At 62.3% G+C, this 16,756-nt stretch carries 16 protein-coding genes and 2 pseudogenes; 11 read left to right on the top strand and 7 right to left on the bottom strand.

The annotated features are described in order from the left end of the window. The first annotated feature begins 224 nt into the window (after positions 1-224). Positions 225-701, top strand: coding sequence for a hypothetical protein (locus ACW9IB_RS00585; RefSeq protein ID WP_457411789.1), 477 nt, complete (start codon positions 225-227; stop codon positions 699-701). Positions 702-739: 38 nt separating this feature from the next. On the opposite strand, the gene deoC is transcribed toward ACW9IB_RS00585, so the two are convergent. Then, complete coding sequence (deoC, locus tag ACW9IB_RS00590) at positions 740-1,420, bottom strand: deoxyribose-phosphate aldolase (protein WP_457411791.1); 681 nt, start codon at positions 1,418-1,420, stop codon at positions 740-742. Positions 1,421-1,564: 144 nt separating this feature from the next. Between deoC and deoR the strand changes: the two genes are divergently transcribed. The 8 genes from deoR to ACW9IB_RS00630 all read left to right on the top strand — a co-directional run bounded on the left by deoR (position 1,565) and on the right by ACW9IB_RS00630 (position 10,312). Then, a complete protein-coding gene (gene deoR, locus ACW9IB_RS00595) occupies positions 1,565-2,323 on the top strand; it encodes a DNA-binding transcriptional repressor DeoR (protein WP_457411792.1) in 759 nt (252 codons plus the stop codon). 154 nt (positions 2,324-2,477) lie between these two features. Further along, positions 2,478-3,452, top strand: a complete 975-nt coding sequence (locus ACW9IB_RS00600; RefSeq protein ID WP_457411794.1) for a substrate-binding domain-containing protein — start codon at positions 2,478-2,480, stop codon at positions 3,450-3,452. Between the two features lie 42 nt (positions 3,453-3,494). After that, positions 3,495-4,511: a galactitol-1-phosphate 5-dehydrogenase gene (locus ACW9IB_RS00605; RefSeq protein WP_457364379.1), complete on the top strand. Its 1,017-nt coding sequence runs from the start codon at positions 3,495-3,497 to the stop codon at positions 4,509-4,511. A gap of 100 nt (positions 4,512-4,611) precedes the next feature. Next, a complete protein-coding gene (locus ACW9IB_RS00610; protein ID WP_457364380.1) occupies positions 4,612-6,132 on the top strand; it encodes an FGGY-family carbohydrate kinase in 1,521 nt (506 codons plus the stop codon). Further along, on the top strand, positions 6,129-7,103 hold the full coding sequence (locus ACW9IB_RS00615; protein WP_457411796.1) for a sugar-binding transcriptional regulator: 975 nt from the start codon (positions 6,129-6,131) through the stop codon (positions 7,101-7,103). The genes ACW9IB_RS00610 and ACW9IB_RS00615 overlap by 4 nt, the downstream gene beginning before the upstream one ends. Continuing rightward, complete coding sequence (locus tag ACW9IB_RS00620) at positions 7,096-8,583, top strand: sugar ABC transporter ATP-binding protein (RefSeq protein WP_457411797.1); 1,488 nt, start codon at positions 7,096-7,098, stop codon at positions 8,581-8,583. The genes ACW9IB_RS00615 and ACW9IB_RS00620 overlap by 8 nt, the downstream gene beginning before the upstream one ends. Positions 8,584-8,602: 19 nt before the next feature. Beyond that, positions 8,603-9,631, top strand: coding sequence for an ABC transporter permease (locus tag ACW9IB_RS00625; protein WP_457364383.1), 1,029 nt, complete (start codon positions 8,603-8,605; stop codon positions 9,629-9,631). Between the two features lie 12 nt (positions 9,632-9,643). After that, on the top strand, positions 9,644-10,312 hold the full coding sequence (locus tag ACW9IB_RS00630) for an HAD-IA family hydrolase (RefSeq protein WP_457411798.1): 669 nt from the start codon (positions 9,644-9,646) through the stop codon (positions 10,310-10,312). Between the two features lie 7 nt (positions 10,313-10,319). Here ACW9IB_RS00630 and ACW9IB_RS00635 read toward each other — a convergent pair. After that, positions 10,320-10,599, bottom strand: a pseudogene (locus ACW9IB_RS00635) (hypothetical protein). 196 nt (positions 10,600-10,795) lie between these two features. On the opposite strand from ACW9IB_RS00635, the gene ACW9IB_RS00640 reads away from it, so the two are divergent. Further along, positions 10,796-11,254 carry a GFA family protein gene (locus ACW9IB_RS00640; RefSeq protein ID WP_457411799.1) on the top strand — a complete coding sequence of 153 codons (459 nt, stop codon included), beginning with the start codon at positions 10,796-10,798 and terminating at the stop codon, positions 11,252-11,254. Positions 11,255-11,256: 2 nt separating this feature from the next. Here ACW9IB_RS00640 and ACW9IB_RS00645 read toward each other — a convergent pair whose 3' ends face one another. Continuing rightward, entirely contained in the window at positions 11,257-11,784 is a 528-nt protein-coding gene (locus tag ACW9IB_RS00645) for a DinB family protein (protein WP_457411800.1), read from the bottom strand. Positions 11,785-11,910: 126 nt separating this feature from the next. Between ACW9IB_RS00645 and ACW9IB_RS00650 the strand changes: the two genes are divergently transcribed. Next, positions 11,911-12,609: a tellurite resistance TerB family protein gene (locus tag ACW9IB_RS00650; RefSeq protein WP_457411801.1), complete on the top strand. Its 699-nt coding sequence runs from the start codon at positions 11,911-11,913 to the stop codon at positions 12,607-12,609. Here the strand turns inward: ACW9IB_RS00650 and ACW9IB_RS00655 are convergent. The 4 genes and pseudogenes from ACW9IB_RS00655 to ACW9IB_RS00670 form a co-directional block, all read right to left on the bottom strand. After that, a pseudogene (locus tag ACW9IB_RS00655) lies at positions 12,603-12,794 on the bottom strand (hypothetical protein); the annotation flags it as partial. The gene ACW9IB_RS00650 and the pseudogene ACW9IB_RS00655 overlap by 7 nt on opposite strands. Positions 12,795-12,812: 18 nt before the next feature. Further along, positions 12,813-13,160 carry an SLOG family protein gene (locus ACW9IB_RS00660; RefSeq protein ID WP_457411803.1) on the bottom strand — a complete coding sequence of 116 codons (348 nt, stop codon included), beginning with the start codon at positions 13,158-13,160 and terminating at the stop codon, positions 12,813-12,815. A gap of 64 nt (positions 13,161-13,224) precedes the next feature. After that, positions 13,225-15,939: a magnesium-translocating P-type ATPase gene (mgtA, locus tag ACW9IB_RS00665; RefSeq protein WP_457411804.1), complete on the bottom strand. Its 2,715-nt coding sequence runs from the start codon at positions 15,937-15,939 to the stop codon at positions 13,225-13,227. 222 nt (positions 15,940-16,161) lie between these two features. Then, on the bottom strand, positions 16,162-16,455 hold the full coding sequence (locus tag ACW9IB_RS00670) for a hypothetical protein (RefSeq protein WP_457411806.1): 294 nt from the start codon (positions 16,453-16,455) through the stop codon (positions 16,162-16,164). Between the last annotated feature and the right edge of the window lie 301 nt (positions 16,456-16,756).

Genomic DNA, 16,756 nt, shown 5'->3' on the forward strand with positions numbered 1-16,756 from the left:
GGTAGCGCGGTGCAGCAGGGTTGGGAATATATAGATCCAGGCTCTGTGGCGCAAGGTCATGAAGCCCTTTCTTCTCTGTGGAAGCGTACGAAAAAGCTCGATAGATCAGTGATCTACGCCGGCTTTGCAGAGTCAATCGGCCTATTCCCGCAACTTGGGAATAAGTTTCGAAAATGACAGTCGTAGCGATATGCCATCCCGGCTGTCTGGAAAGGAATCAAGTGATGCTCAGTGTTCGCACGTCGTCCTGGAAGCTTGTTGCAGGTGTTGTGGGTGTATTGGCGGCCAGCGCGGTAACGGCTGTGCAGGCGCAGGAGGTGGTGCAATGGGGCCGGTACAGTGCTGATCGAGGTGATCGCCTGACGGCGGCGTCGCGGGTCAAGGGAGACGAGTATGTGTTGCAGACATCGGGTATTTCGGTAGGGGATATCGAGACGCTGCAAACCGCACAAAAGCATCAAGACGAGACGCTGGAAAGCCTCAAGTCCCGGCTGGACGCTCAGACCCGAACGCTTGATGAGTTCAGGCGCAAGGAGGGTTCCAGTTCAAGCAGCAGTGACAGTCAACTGGCGGACCTGAAGCGCACCGTTGCCGATCAGAAAAGCACGATCGATCGGCTCAAGAGCGATATCAGCGACCAGAAACGCAGTTATGACGACCTCAAGCGCACCGTTGACAACCTGAGCAGCAAAGTGAAATGAGCCAATGAGCCCAGCAACCCCGCTGGGCTTTTTCATGCTCAATAGGCGCCGGCCACCGCAGTGTGCCCGCTGACAATCGCGATCCCGGAGCTGCTGCCCAGGCGCGTGGCACCGGCCTCGATCATCGCTTGGGCGGTGGCCAGGTCGCGCACGCCGCCTGAGGCTTTCACGCCGATCTCTGGCCCGACCACTTCGCGCATCAGGCGCACATCCGCCAGGGTGGCGCCGCCGTGGCCAAAACCGGTGGAGGTTTTGACGAAGGCGACGTTCAAGGCGCGGCAGATCACGCAGGCCTGGGTCTTCTGAGTGTCGTCGAGCAAGCCGGTTTCCAGAATCACCTTCAGCGGCACCTCGCCACAGGCCTTGAGGACCTGAGCGATATCGTCACGCACCTGGTCGAGCAGGCCGTCCTTCAGCCAGCCGATGTTCAGCACCATGTCGATCTCCCGCGCGCCAGCCTGGATCGCCAACTGCGCTTCATGCGCCTTGGCGGCGCTCAAGCCGGCGCCCAGCGGAAACCCGACCACGGCGCACACCAGTGGCGAGGTACCGCGCAGGCATTCAACCGCCAGCGGCACATTGGCGCTGTTGACGCACACGGACTTGAAGCCATGCTCGCGGGCTTCGTCGCAGAGTTTGCGAATGCTCGCCCGGGAAGCATCGGCGGCGAGGAGTGTGTGGTCGATATAGGCGGCGAGGGCTGCGTTATCTTGGGGCATGAGGGGCGTCCTGTGGGGAAGAGGGTGCTGGGAAAAGCCTGTTTGTGTTAAGTTGAAGGCATTAAATGTGAAATAAATAACATTGTAAATGGATTTTGTGAGCCTTGTTGTCAGCCGGCCACATACAACCTGGGTGAAAGCGCAGTGGATTCAAAGAAAAACGCACGATTCAAAGCCATGCATCAGGCCTTGCAGGGTGAGGTAGCGGTGCACCTGCGGGACATGGCCGCCTTGCTGGGCGTATCGGAAATGACCCTGCGTCGTGACTTGGTGGACAGCCCCCAGGGCCTGCGCCTGTTGGGCGGCCATGTGACCCGCAGCGGTGCGCCGGAGCCGGACTATCAGGTCGCCGAGCAAGACCAGCGCAACGTCACCGAGAAGCGTCAGATCGGCCTGCTCGCCGCCAGCCTGGTACGTCCGGGCGACACGATTTTCATCGATTGCGGCACCACCACGCCGTTTATCATCGACGCATTGCCCGACGACCTTGAGTTCACCGCGCTGTGCAATTCCCTCAACGTGCTGCTCAAGCTCCAGCAAAAGCCGGGCTGCACCGTGATTCTGTGCGGCGGCATGCTTGACCGGCGCAACCTGGTGTTCGAAAGCCGTGCCGAGGCCGGGATCATTGATGGCATTCGCGTGGCCTGGGCGTTCATCTCGGCGGCCGGGGTCAGCGCGAGCCAGGGCGTGACCTGTTTCAACCTCAATGAAGTGGACGTCAAACGCCGGGTCATGGCCCGCGCGCAGACCTGTGTGCTGGTGGCCGATCACACCAAGTTCGACCAGGTACGCGCGGCGCATTTTGCCGAGCTGACGGATTTCCAGCGGGTCATCAGTGATGCAGGCCTGTCGCCGGCACAGCGCCAGGTGATCCATGAAGCGGGGGCTGTTCTGGTGGTGTGATTTTTATATCGCATGTTTGGATTTTAACAAAATTGCCTTGACACCTCCGGGCGCAAGGCATAGTTTTTCAAATGTGATCGCTGTTCACATTTGTGAGTGCGGCCTCCTTGAAGGTCGTGCCCGAATCCAGACAACAATAAAAATAGGAATCACCATGCTACAGATCGCCCGTAAACCTGTTCAGGTGCTGTCCCTCGCACTGGCTGTCACGGCCTCGGTACTGGCGCTCAATGCCCAGGCCAAGGATCTGAAGATCGGTTTCAGCCAGGTCACCCTCCAGTCTCCGTTCTATGTGCAATTGCGCGACGGCGCCAAAGCCGCTGCCGCCAAGGACGGCGACGAGTTGATTTTCCTCGACGCCAATGGCGATATCAGCAAGCAGAACAACGATATCCAGGACCTGCTGACCCGCAAGGTCGACGTCCTCATCATCAATGCGGTGAACCCGGACGCCGTCGGTGCCTCCCTCGAAGCGGCCAAGCGCGCCAAGGTGCCGGTGATCGCCGTCGACCGCGCCATCAACGCGCCGGTCGCTGCCACCATCGGCCGCAACAATGCCGAGATGGGCGAGCTGTCCGGCAAAGCGCTGGTGGCCGCGTTGAAACAACAAGGCGTGGTCAGAGGCAAGATCATCGAGATCCAGGGCGATGCCGGTGGCGTGGTGATGCAGGAGCGGCGCAAAGGCTTCCACACTGCCTTGGCCGGCACCGACTTCAAGATCATCGAAGGTCCTTACAGCGAATACATGCGCGCCAACGCAGTCACGGCGATGCAAGACCTGCTGCAAGCTCATCCGGACGTCAAGGCGGTGATCGCCCATAACGATGACATGGCCATGGGCGCGCTCCAGGTGCTCAACGAGCGTGGCAAGAAAACCGTACTGGTGGCAGGCGTCGATGGCCTGTCGGAAGCCATCAATGCGATTCAGAACGGCGACCAATACGTGGCCACCGCCCTCAATGATCCACGTTATCTGGGCGAAGTCGCCATCGAAGCCGCGCGTGGCCTCATCACCGGCAAGACCATCCCGGCCTTCGTCGACGCGGGCACCCAAGTCGTGACCAAGGCCAATGCGGCCCAGGTCAAGCACGACGCCACCTTCGGCGAATACCGTCCCGGCGCGCTCTGAGGCGCCGCACTTTCCATTGCTTACCAACCAGGGGATTTCACTGTGAAAGCTGCCGTCATGTACAAACCGGGTGATATCCGGGTCGAAGACGTTCCAAAACCTGCGGTCAAGGCCGGCCACGCGCTGGTGCGCGTAGCCGCGTGTGGTGTCTGTGGTTCGGATATCCCGCGCATGCTGAGCAAGGGCGCCCATGTGATGCCGCTGATCTGCGGCCATGAATTCGCCGGTTTTATCGAAGAGATCGGCAGCGGCGTCGAGGGCTATGCCATCGGCGAACTGGTGACGGTGCCGCCAATGATTCCGGACGTGACCAGCGACCAATACGCCCGTGGTTTCCCGTCACGCTCGGAACAGTACGACTACTTCGGCAGCCGCCGCGACGGTGCCTATGCCGAGTACGTCAATGTGCCGTTGAGCAACCTGATCAAAGTGCCCGAAGGCATGGACCCGATTGCTGCGTCCCTGGTGGACCCGGCGGCCATTGCCCTGCACGCCATCTGGAAAGCCGACTTCAAGGCCGGGCAGAGCGGGGCGGTGGTGGGTTGCGGGCCGATTGGCCTGTTTGTGATCCAGTGGCTGCGCATCATGGGCGCCAAGGACATCGTGGCCATCGACATCGCCGAAGAAAAACTCGCCATGGCCCGCCAGGCTGGCGCGACCCACACCCTGCTCAGCGGTGCCGCGGATGGTGACCTGCCGCGCTGCCAGCTGGTGATTGAAGCGGCGGGCCATCCCAGCTCGATCAACCAGGCGGTGCAACTGACGAAGGCCGGCGGCCACGTGGTGTTTATCGGTATTCCCACCGGTGAAGTGCCAATCAGCACCGCCACCTTTTCGCACTTTCTGCGCCAGGAAATTTCCCTGCATGGCGCGTGGAACTCGTTCTCGGCACCGTTCCCGGGGGATGAGTGGACCGCGTCCATCGACAAACTCGCCTCCGGTGAATTGCAGTGGCAGTTCATGATCACCCACGACCTGCCGCTGGATGAGCTGCCGTCGATGTTCGAGCGTTACGCGGACCGCAGTGAAGTGGCCGCCAAGGTCATTTTCCGGCCTTGAGCCAACGGCATACGCTGTGATTCGCCCAGCCCTGCGACGCGCGCCGTTGCAGGGTTAAAAACAAAAAGCGTCGGCGGCACAAGACGCAGGAGGATGACCGATGACGTTGTTGTTGGGACTGGATTTCGGAACAGGTGGGGTGCGCGCCGGGTTGTATGACCTGCACAGCCACAAACTGGTGCAGGTGGCCGAAGCCCCCTACGCCACGCAATACCCGCAGTTGGGCTGGGCCGAGCAGGCGCCGGCGGACTGGTGGTCGGCGCTGGGCAAGGCCTGCCGGCAGTTGATGAGCCAGGCCGGTCACCCCAAGGTGGCGGCAGTGAGTGTTGCCACCACCGCGTCTACAGTGGTGGCCGCCCAGGCGGATGGCCAGCCCCTGGCTCCGGCGCTGTTATGGATGGATTGCCGCGCTGCCGTTGAGTCGGCGCGTACTGCACAGATCCACCATCCGATGATGAATCAGGGCGGTGACGCCGTAGAGTGGCTGGTGCCCAAGGCGATGTGGCTGGCCGAGCACGAACCCGAGGTGTACCGGCGTGCGGCGCGCATTTGTGAGGCGGTGGACTGGATCAACTTCCAGCTGACAGGGCGCTGGGTCGCTTCCCAGTTGAACGCCAGTTGCAAGTGGAACTACGACACCCTGCAACAACGCTTTCCGGTGGAGCTGTATGCCGAACTGGGCATTCCTGAACTGGCGGAAAAACTGCCGCCGGAAGTGATCAAGGTGGGCGGACGCATCGGTGCGTTGACCGCCGATGCCGCCAGCCACCTGGGCCTGGGCCGTGACACGCTGGTGGCCCAGGGCGGCATCGATGCCCACATGGCCATGCTCAGCGCCGGCACCACCGGCGCGGGCGAATTGCTGTTTATCGGTGGCACCTCCGTGGTGCAGTTGATGCACACGCCCAAACGTATTGATGTGCCCGGTATCTGGGGGCCTTACCCCGATGCCTTGCTGGACGGCCAGTGGTTGATGGAAGGCGGGCAAGTCTCTGCCGGCTCGATCCTCAACTGGCTCGCACAAAAGATGTTTGGCCTCGACGATGCCGGTCACCAACAACTGATCCGCCAGGCCGCGGCCTTGCAGCCGGGCTCTACCGGTCTGCTGGTGCTGGATTACTGGATGGGCAACCGCACGCCGTATCGCTCGCCGGACATGCGCGGCGCGATCATGGGGCTGTCGCTCAATCACGACCGCCATGACCTGTACCGCGCTTCGGTGGAAGCCATTGCGCTGGGCTCGGCGAATATCTTTCACACCTGGCGCGCCGAAGGTATCGAGATCACTCGCGTAGTCGCCGCCGGAGGCTTCCAGAAAAACCCGTTGTGGTTGCAGGCCACCGTCGATGCCACGGGCGTGCCTTTTGAAATGGTGCCCCACGACAACCTCACCCTGATCGGCACCGCCGCCGCAGCCGCCTGTGCCCTCGGCGAGTTCAGCGATTTGCAGCAAGCGGCCACGGACTTCACCACCGTGGGCCGGCTGATCGAGCCCGACCCGTATGCCCATGAGCAGTACATCGAATTGCTGGGCCGTTATCGCGCCGCCACCGACAGCGTGGCGCCCATCAGTTGCAAGCCGCCGGCGAATCGCGTCCTGGGTGTGAGGCCGGCCGCATGAGCGCCGAATCGCTGTCACCCAGGCTCAGCGGGGATTCCCAGCGCGATGACCTGATGGTGCAGGTCGCCAAGCTCTACTACGACCTGGAAAAGACCCAGAGTGAAATTTCCACCGAGACCGGCCTGACCCGCTGGCAAGTCAGCCGCCTGCTGCGTGAAGCCCGTGATTGTGGGGTGGTGCGCATCGACATCGTCGCCCATTCGGCCCGCGCACCGGCGCTGGAAGTGGCCCTGCAACGCCGTTACGGGCTGCGCGAAGCCCTGGTGCTGGAGGTGGATGACGAGGACGCCCTGAACGTAGTGACCCAGGCCGCCGCGCGTTACCTGTGCAACCTGCAACCGATGCCGGCGCTGATTGGTGTGTCCTGGGGCCGGACCCTGACCAAAATGGCCCAGTGGCTGGTGCCGCGCTGGAACGAGGGCGTCAACGTGGTGTTGCTCAATGGCGCGATCAACACCCGCTCGGTCGGCGAGCCGAGCCATAACGTGGCAGAGCGTTTCGCCCAGGCGGCGCGTGGCCAGGCCACGTTGCTGCCGGTACCGGCGATTCTCGGGCATGCCCACACCCGCGAAGCGCTGGAACAAGACCCGGTGATCGCCCAGGTCATGCGCCTGGGTGAACAGGCGCCGGTCGCCTGTTTCAGCCTGGGGGAGCTGTCGGACCATTCGGTGTTGATGGAATCGGGTTACATCGACCTGCCGCTGCTCAGGGAGCTGGAGCGCCTGGGCGCAGTGGGCGACATCATGGGCCGTTTCATCGGCATGGACGGCGAACCGGTGCTGCCCGAACTGGATGCTCGCACGCTGGGCCTGCGCCTGTCGGCGTTGCGTGAAAAAGCCTGGTCGATGGCCGTGTGCGTCGGCGCCCACAAACACCGCATCGTGCGGGCTGCGGTCAAGGCCGGTTACGTCAATGTGCTCGCCACCGACGCCGGTACCGCCCGTTATCTGCTGGAGCAGGATCATGAATGAGTTGGCCCTGGAGATTCGCCACGTCAGCAAGCGTTTCCCGCCCAATGTCATCGCCCTGACCGATGCCTCCCTCGAGGTGCGGCCGGGCGAGGTGCACTGCCTGCTGGGCGCCAATGGCGCGGGCAAGAGCACGTTATTGAAGATCGTCGCCGGGGCCCACCGGCCTGATGCGGGCGACCTGTCCATCGCCGGTGACCCCATCGAACTGAAGAACCCGCAACAGGCGCGTCAGGCCGGTATCGCGATGATCTACCAGGAACTGGATTTGATCCCGCAAATGACCGTCGAAGAAAACCTGATGCTCGGCTACGCGCCCAGGCGCTTTGGCATGATCGACCGTGGCCGGCGCAGCGCCTTGGCCAAGGCCGCGCTGTCGCGTGTCGGCGCGAATTTTTCCAGCACCGACCGGGTCGGCACCTTGTCGATTGCCAATCAGCAACTGGCGGCGATTGCCCGGGCGTTGACCTGTGACGCCAAGGTGGTGGTGATGGATGAGCCGTCCGCTGCCCTGAATGAAACCGAACTCAAGCAAGTGTTCCAGGTAATCCGCGAGATCACCGCCGCCGGCGTCGCGGTGTTGTATGTGAGCCATCGGCTGAATGAAATTCGCGAGATCGGCGACCGGGTCACGGTGCTGCGGGCCGGGCGCACCCTGCAAACCCACGAGTTGGCACACATCGACGATCAGGCGCTGATTGCGGCGGTGGTCGGCGAGCATCGTGACCTGCTGGAGCGCAGCCCGCGCCAGCCGCCGCGCGAGACGCTGGCCCTGAACATTCGGCACTTGTCGGGTGCGCAAGGGCTGGATGTGCGTGAGTTGCAGGTGCGCCAGGGGGAAATCGTCGGCCTGGCCGGCCTCAATGGTGCGGGGCGCAGCAGTTTGCTCAAGGCGCTGTTTGGCGTGGGGCGCACCGACAGCGACGTCGAGCTGTTTGGCGAGCCTTATCGTCCGTTGACGTCACGCCAGGCCATCCGGCAGGGCGTCGGCCTGGTCCCGGAAAACCGCAAGACCGAAGGCCTGGTGCTCGACGCGCCGATCTACCGCAATGCCTGTCTGGTGCACACGCGGCACCTGCGCTGGTTTTCCCATCGCCAGGCCAAGGACCGCGCCGGCCCGGTGCTCAAGCGCCTGCAAACCAAGCTCGACAACCTGGAGCAGCCCGTGCGGCAACTGTCTGGCGGCAATCAGCAGAAAGTGGTGATGGCCAAGTGGGTGATCGACGGCGCGCGCCTGTTGCTGCTCGATGAGCCCAGCCGGGGCCTGGACGTGGGCGCCAAGGCCGACCTGTACGCCCTGGCCCGCAGCCTCGCGCAGGAAGGCGCGGCGGTGCTGGTGGCCAGCAGCGAACTGGACGAGTTGTACGTCAACTGTGACCGGATCTGGGTGATGCACGAAGGGCGCAACGCAGTGTGTTTCGACCCGCTGCACGCCACGCGTGACCAGATCGACCAAGCCATCCTTGTGGGTCGGCATCCTTAAAGAACAAGAGTGTAGAACCATGACTATCGCCAGCAATCCGACCCCGGTCTTCGACAAGCCCGTGAGCCTCACGACCCACCGCCGCCGCGCGGTGCTGGACTGGGTGATGCGCTACAACTTCGTGTTTATCTTTCTGTTCGCCGTGGTGGTGGCCACGTTTCTGTCCGATGACTTCCTCACCTTCGGCAACATCGCCAACCTGTTCCAGCAAGGCGCGATCGTGGGGATTGTCGCCATCGGCATGACCTTCGTGATTCTCACTGCCAATATCGATCTGTCGGTCGGCAGCCTGTGCGCATTCGGCGGCATCCTGGTGGCGGTACTCTTGCAAAACCAGGTCAGCGGCTGGCTGGCAGTGCCGGCGACGTTGCTGGTGGGCCTGGCAATCGGCACCTTGATGGGCAGCTTGACGGTGTTTGGCAAGGTGCCGAGTTTTATCATCACGCTGGCCGGGCTGGTGTCGTTGCGCGGTGCGACATTCCTGGCATCCGATGGCGCGCCGATTGGCGGCCTGCCTGCCGGTTTCACCGGTTTTGGCTCGTCGATGCTCGACATCCTGCCCAGTGCCGGTATCGCGTTTCCGGTGTTGGGGCTGATCTTTATCCTGATCACCGCCATTGCCTGGCTGGTGCTGCGCTACACGGTGTTCGGCGAGTACGTGCTGGCCACCGGCGGCAACCTCGAGGCAGCGCGCTTGTCCGGTGTGCCGGTGCGCGCGGTGACCATTGCGGTGTTTGCCATTTGCGGCGGGCTGGCGGCGTTTGCCGGGTTGTTGATGACCTCGCGCCTGCATGTCGGTCAACCGACCGCTGCCCAGGGCCTGGAGCTGGACGCGATTGCCGCCGTGGTGCTGGGCGGCACCAGCCTGTTCGGTGGGCGCGGCAGCGTGGTGGGCACCGCGGTGGCGGTGATGCTGCTGCAGGTGTTGCGCAATATCTTCAATTTGCTCGGGTTGGGTTCGTTCTATCAGATGGCGATCACGGGCGTGATCATCGTGCTGGCGATTTTGCTCAATCGCCTGATCGACCATTACGCGGGCCGTACCTGAGGACAACCACAGATGAACGTTCCATCTATCAAAGCAGTGATTTTCGACATGGACGGGCTGCTGCTCGACACCGAGGGCGTTTATACCGAGGTCACGCAGTTGATTTCCGATCGGTACAACGGTCGCACCTTCGATTGGCAGTTCAAGCAAAACACCATTGGCCTGGGCGCCCATGACCTGGCGAGCTATATCGTGCGCTCGCTGGAGCTGCCCATCAGCCCTGAAGATTTTCTGGCGCTGCGCACGCCGTTGATGAATGAGCGCTTTCCCTATGCGGACGCCATGGCGGGCGCCGAAGCGCTGGTGCGGCATTTGTCGGCCTGCGGCATCCCCATCGCGGTGGGGACCAGTTCTTCACGGCGTTACTTTGACCTGAAGATCACGCGGCACCGCGAGTGGTTCGCGCTGTTCGACGCCATCGTCACGGCGGATGACCCCGAAGTGGGCGCCGCCAAGCCAGCACCGGATATCTTTTTGGTGGCGGCGCGGCGTCTGGGTGTCGACCCGGCGCACTGCCTGGTCTTTGAAGACTCGCCGTTCGGCATTACCGCGGCCAAAGCTGCCGGAATGCAAGCCATCGCCATCCCGGACCCGGCAATGCCGGAAGACAAGTTCCGGCACGCCGATGGGCGTCTGCTCAGCCTGGAAGCGTTCGACGCAGCGGCTTGGGGCCTGGTTTGAACCGCGTCTAAACGAACGGCTGCCCGCTGAAACCCCGTGGCAGGCGCTGCAAGCCGGGTAGGTCGGTCAGACGCTGGGTCCAGGCGCTGCGCCAATCGTCGGCGGTGTGGGTCTTGGCCTTGCGTGCGGCGCGGCGCGGCGTTGCGCTGGTTGCGACGGGCTTCTTTATACGCGTCGGTATTGCGGCAGGTGCGGCATTTGACCCGATTCAACTCAGTGCTGGAGGGCAGATTGTTACCGTGATGGCCGCAGGCCAGATGCCCGGCGACTTTGAAGTGAATGACCATGTGAGCGTCTCCTTCAAGGGGGTACGTGTACCGGTAGACCCACGGCGCACGCGGGGAGGGCGGGGTTGTCTGAAACCTCGACACCTGAAGTTACGACCTCACGCGCAGCGCAGCGTTCGGTTGGGGTTTCAAGCCTGTTCAAGGCCTGCCGCCAACGTTACCCTGCCAAGCACCCAATCATGAAAAGGAAGCAATGATGAGCGTCGAAACCCTGCTGCAAGAGGGCGGTTGCCGCTGTAACCGCGTGCGCTTCAGTGTCAGCCTGCCGCCGGTAATCACCATGGCGTGCCATTGCACCGGCTGCCAGAAAATGACCGCCAGCGCGTTTTCCCTGAGCGCGCTGATCCCCGCCGGCGGTTTCACGGTCACCCAGGGGTGCCCAGTGATCGGCGGCCTGCACGGCGTGGACCGCCACTACTTCTGCCCCCATTGCATGAGCTGGTTGTTCAGCCGCCCCCACGGCATCGACGAATTCGTCAACGTGCGCGCAACCTTGTTGGATAACGCCAGCGACTATGTGCCCTTCATGGAAACCTGGACCCGCGAAAAACTGCCTTGGGCCGTCACGGCAGCGGTCGAAAGCTTCGAGCAACTACCCGAGCCCCAGGACTTTCCGCGTCTGATGCGGGCTTACGCCGAGTTCAGCGCGCGCTGACGTCAATCGATCAACGCCAGCAGGTCGGTGTCACCCACATCCGCCCCGGCCTGGGACAACAGGGTGGTGACCTGGCCACGGTGATGGGTCTGGTGATTGAAGAAGTGCACCAGCAGGCTGAAGAACGGTTTGTCGGCCGCGATGCCGCGCATGTTGTGGTAATGCAGGCGGTGGTCGAGGTCGGCTTCGGTCAGAGTGGGCACCCAGTCGAGGATCAGTTGGTCCAGCCAGGCGCGATGGGACGTCAGTTCGCGAATATCAGCGAAGGCCAGTTGCTTGAGGTTCGTGGGGGTTGTTATCGCCGTCAGAGGTTCCAGTGCTGAATAGTGGGCCGGATGTTGTGCGAAGCGCTTGAGCCACACGGTGTCAGCCAGGGCCAGGTGGTTGAGGGTGCCGAGTATCGAGCCGAAGAAGGCCTGGCGGTCCAGTGCCAGCTCTGCGTCCGTCAAGCTGCCGGCGGCCTGATAGACCTTGCGGTTCATCCACTGGTTGTAGCTCGCCATCAGCGTGAGGTGTTCGATCCGGTTCACGGGGCTTTTCTCTGGAAGATGGTGTGACGGCCATGATAAGCCGTGCCCGCCCGGCGGTCATGGTGTTCTGACGGTGGCGGGCTATGGTTGATGAACGTCCCTGTTGCACCCCGGGAGGGTGACGCCATGAACACCAGTGATCTATTGGAACAACTGCTGCGCGCCGGGCAGCAGGGCGGCTCGGCCCCCGGCGGTGGCCTGGGCGGGCTGCTGGGCGGTTTGTTGAAGGGGGCCGGTAACGGCAATGCCACTTCCGGTGGTGGTCTGGGTGGTTTGCTGGGCGGCCTCGGTGGCTTGTTGGGCGGTGCGCCGACGGGGGGAACCGCGCAAGGACGTTCCGGCGGCATGAACTACGCCGTGCTGGCATCCCTCGGGATGGCCGCCTTCCAGGCGTACCAGGCGTGGCAACGTCAGCAGGCGAGTACCTCGCAGCAGGCTTTCCAGACGGTCGATCAACTCGATGGCCCGGCTGCCGAAGCCCATAGCCATGCCGTGTTGCGCGCGCTGATAGCGGCAGCCAAGGCCGATGGCCGTATCGATGAGAAAGAACAGGAGCTGATTTCCAGTGAGCTGGGCCGGCATACCGATGACCCGCAGCTACAGCAATGGCTGGATGCGGAAGTGGCCAAGCCATTGGATGCGGCGGACTTCGCCGAATTCGCCCAGGACCCCGCCATGGCCGCCGAGGTGTACCTGGCCAGTGTGATGCTGGTGGACGATCAGCAGGACGCCGAACGCAACTACCTGGACGACCTGGCGGGGCAGTTGCAGATCGACCCGCAATTGCAACTGCACCTGGAGCAGCAGGCCCGTCAGACTGCGTAGAGCTTGGACAGCACGCTGATGAGCAGAATGACGCTCAACGTCAGTCCGACAAAAATCAGGTTGCGCCGCAGCGCTCGCCGTTTGGCCGGCGGCAACAGCAACAGGGTGTGGCGCGCACCGCGATAGTGGCGGGCACGGTATTTGGCGAACCCGTCCGGACGTTGTGGGGTGTGTTTTTTGTGCATGATGCACCTCGCTTGTGTTCAGCTTTCTACGCTCAGTACTGAAATACCGTTGGTTCTGGCCTGACCGACCAGCTCCGAGGTGTCATCACCGCCCGGCAGGGCGATGATCACGTCGGGGCGGCTGTCGGCCAGCATGAAGTGGTTGCGTTGGCGCTCGGCCTGTTTGCCATGGCGTTGCCAGTTGGGCGGGTAGCGCACTACGTCAATGCCCAACTCGCGGGCCCAGTCCTCGATGGCACTGCCGAGAAACTGGTTGCCGCCATGGATCAATACCTGCACCGGGCGCAGGCGGTGGTAAGCGTCCAGCACCTGGCGGGACTTTTGGGTGTCGGCGTAATGACGACCTGCACAGATCAAGACGCGCATAGGGTGTTTCCTTGTGTTGCACGGTGGCGGTCGGGCGACCGCCACCGTTTAAACGGCGGGGAGATCAGTACCACTGCTTGAAGCGGCGGATGTAGATCGTCTTCATCAGTTGGGCCACGCAGCAGTAGCTCAGCAAGGTGCCGACCAGCCACGGGAAGTACGCCAATGGCAGCGGTTGCAGCCCCACCAGGGCGCCCAGCGGCGAGAACGGTACGTAGATCCCCAGCACGATCACCACACAGGTCATCATCAACACCGGCCAGGCGGCGGTGCTCTGGAAGAATGGCACCTTGCGCGTGCGCAACATATGCACCACCAGGGTTTGCGAGAGCAGCCCCTCAATGAACCAGCCCGACTGGAACAGCGTCTGCACTTCCACACTGTTGGCCGCGAACACGAACCACATCAGCGCAAAGGTGGTGATGTCGAAGATCGACGAAGTCGGCCCGATCCAGATCATGAAGCGGCCGATGTTTTTCGCATCCCACTTGCGTGGCTTGGCCAGGTACTCCTTGTCCATCTTGTCCCACGGCAGGGCCAGCTGGGAGATGTCGTACATCAGGTTCTGCAACAGCAGGTGGATCGACAGCATCGGCAGGAACGGGATGAACGCACTGGCCACCAGCACCGAGAACACGTTGCCGAAGTTGGAGCTGGCGGTCATGTTCAGGTACTTCATGATATTGCCGAAGGTTTCGCGGCCTTTGAGCACACCTTCTTCCAACACCATCAGGCTCTTTTCCAACAGGATGATGTCGGCCGATTCCTTGGCGATATCGGTTCCGCTGTCCACCGAGATGCCCACGTCGGCATCCCGCAACGCCGGTGCGTCGTTGATACCGTCACCGAGGAACCCCACGGTGTGACCATTGGCTTGCAGCGCCTTGAGCACGCGGGATTTCTGTAGCGGCGTCAGTTTGGCGAACACGGTACGTTCTTCCACACGGCGTGCCAGCGTAGCGTCGTCCATGGCCTCGATTTCAGCACCCAGCAGGGGCTGGCCGGGTTCCAGGCCGACCTGGCGGCAGATCTTGCTGGTGACTACGGCGTTGTCGCCGGTCAGCACTTTTACCGCCACGCCAATCTGTTGCAGTGCGGCAATCGCCGGGCCGGCGGTTTCTTTCGGCGGGTCGAGGAACGTCAGGAAGCCGTGGATGACCAGATTACGCTCGTCGGCGGTGGTGTACTGCTGGCGCGCCAGGGATTTGGGAATGTGGCGAGTCGCAACCACCAACACACGGAAACCGTCTTCGTTGTAGTCGTTGGCAATCGCCAGCAATTCTTCGCGGCGACGCTCGTCCAGCGGTACAGCGGCACCCGACTCCATGACATGGGTAGAAATGCTCAGCATCTCTTCCACGGCGCCTTTGCACACCAGTAGTTGGTCTTCGGCGGCGTCCTTGACCACGATCGACAGGCGGCGGCGTACGAAGTCGAACGGCAATTCATCGACCTTGCTGTAGGCGAACGGCACCTTGAACTTGGGGTTCTGCTCGGAGAACTCCACCACCGCCTGGTCCATCAGGTTCTTCATGCCGCTTTGGTGGTGGCTGTTGAGCCAGGCCAGGGACAGCACGGCATCATCGCGCTGGCCGAAGGCGTTGACGTGGTGTTCGAGGATGATCTTGTCCTGGGTCAGGGTGCCGGTCTTGTCGGTGCACAGCACGTCCATCGAGCCGAAGTTCTGGATCGCGTTGAGGCGCTTGACCACCACTTTGCGCTTGGCCATGGCCGTGGCGCCCTTGGCCAGGTTGGCGCTGACGATCATCGGCAGCATTTCCGGGGTGAGGCCTACCGCCACCGCCAGAGCGAACAGGAACGCGTCACCCCAGTCGCCTTTGGAGAAGCCGTTGAGCAGGAACACGATCGGTACCATCACCAGCATGAAGCGGATCAGCAGCCAGCTGACGCTGTTCACCCCACGGTCGAACGCGGTTTGTACCCGGGAGCCGACAATCGCCTTGGCCAGGGAGCCGAAGTAGGTCCGTGGCCCGGTAGCCACCACCACGGCCTTGGCCCGGCCGCTGACCACGTTGGTGCCCATGAAGCAGATGTTGGGCAGGTCCAGCAGGTTGTTTTGGTCAGCCGCCAGGGGCGTGGCGGATTTTTGCGTGACGTCACCGAGGGTGTCGTACTTTTCCACCGGCAAGGCTTCGCCGGTCAGCACGGCCTGGCTGATAAACAGGTCGCGGGATTCGATCAGGCGAATATCCGCCGGGATCATGTCGCCGGCAGACAGTTGCACGATGTCGCCGGCCACCAGGTCGCGCATCGGCACTTCCCGCAGGGTTGGCTGGGCGCCCACCTGTTCACGGCGCAATACCGTGGCGGTGGTGCGCACCATGGCCTTCAGGGCTTCGGCGGACTTGGCCGAACGGTGTTCCTGCCAGAAACGCAACAGGCTGCTGAGCAGCACCATGGTCATGATGATGATGACTTTGGTGGGATCGGCGTCTTCACCTTCCTGCATCGGCAGCCAGCAGTCAGTGAAGAAGCTGATGCCGCCCAGGGTCAGCAACACGTAGATGAACGGGTTGTTGAGTGCCTGCAGGAACTGGATCAGCGCATGTGGCGGCTTGTCATGGGCGACTTCGTTGTGACCTTCCCGTTGCAGGCGCGCGGCGGCGTCCAACTCGGTCAGGCCATCCTGGGTGGCGCGGACATTGGCCAGGGTGGCCGACAGGCCGTTCCGGGCTTCGCGGGCGGCACGCATCGACAGTCTGGTGTCGGCGTCGGTGCCATTTTTCTTGTGCAGCGGCGGTTTTTTTACGGCGCTCATTGTCTGTACTCCTGTCGCCCATTTTCGACAAAACATACCCGTTACTTACCTGACTGCAGGCGAGCGAAAGCATGCCGAGTCGCTAACTTCGCGATCGGTTTCAATAATGTATTGGTATGGCTTTTGCTGGCGCGTTAGTTAACTAACGCGCAGCGAACTACAACTGGAATAGTTCATGGAGAACTCCAGGTTATTCAGTGAAAGTTGCTGTTTCCAGCAGGTTCAGGCTGCGCGAGCGCTCAGGTACAGATCGAGCATCAGGCTGGCCTGGGCCACGCGGGAAACCCGGGGTCTCTGCGGGTCTTGAGTGTCGGCGTGATCCCAGTGCTGCACCAGCTGGCCGCTTTCAGGGCAGATACGCCAGTGCGCCCGCGGTGGAGCCGGACGCACTTGAGGGGAGGGTGTGACAGTAAAGGCCGCGCGGGCCGGGGCAAAGCCTGCAGGTGCGCGGCACAGCCGGGCGCGCAGGGCAGCGACCAGCAGGGGTACATCGAAAACAAAGGTTTGGAAGGTCATAACACACCTCGGGACCGGACGGGCGACCGGCGAGGCAGTTACGTGGAGCATCGAGCTCTAGCGCAGCTTACCGGACCGGGCAGGCGAGTCCTGTCATATTCTGGGTTTGGCGCCCGATGCCCGCGAAAGCGGTGCTCGGGCAGCGACTAGATACTGTGTCCATTGGCTTCTTTTGTGAGGTTGAAAAAAGGCCCTGGTTGCGGGCACGGGCAATCTACTTAGCGGGTTGCAAATTGTCAATGCAGGATGAGTTAAATAACCAGCCGTTCAGAATTTATTCAGATAAAGGGCAATTGAAGTT

The sequence above is a fragment of the Pseudomonas sp. SDO524_S393 genome (assembly GCF_054071875.1).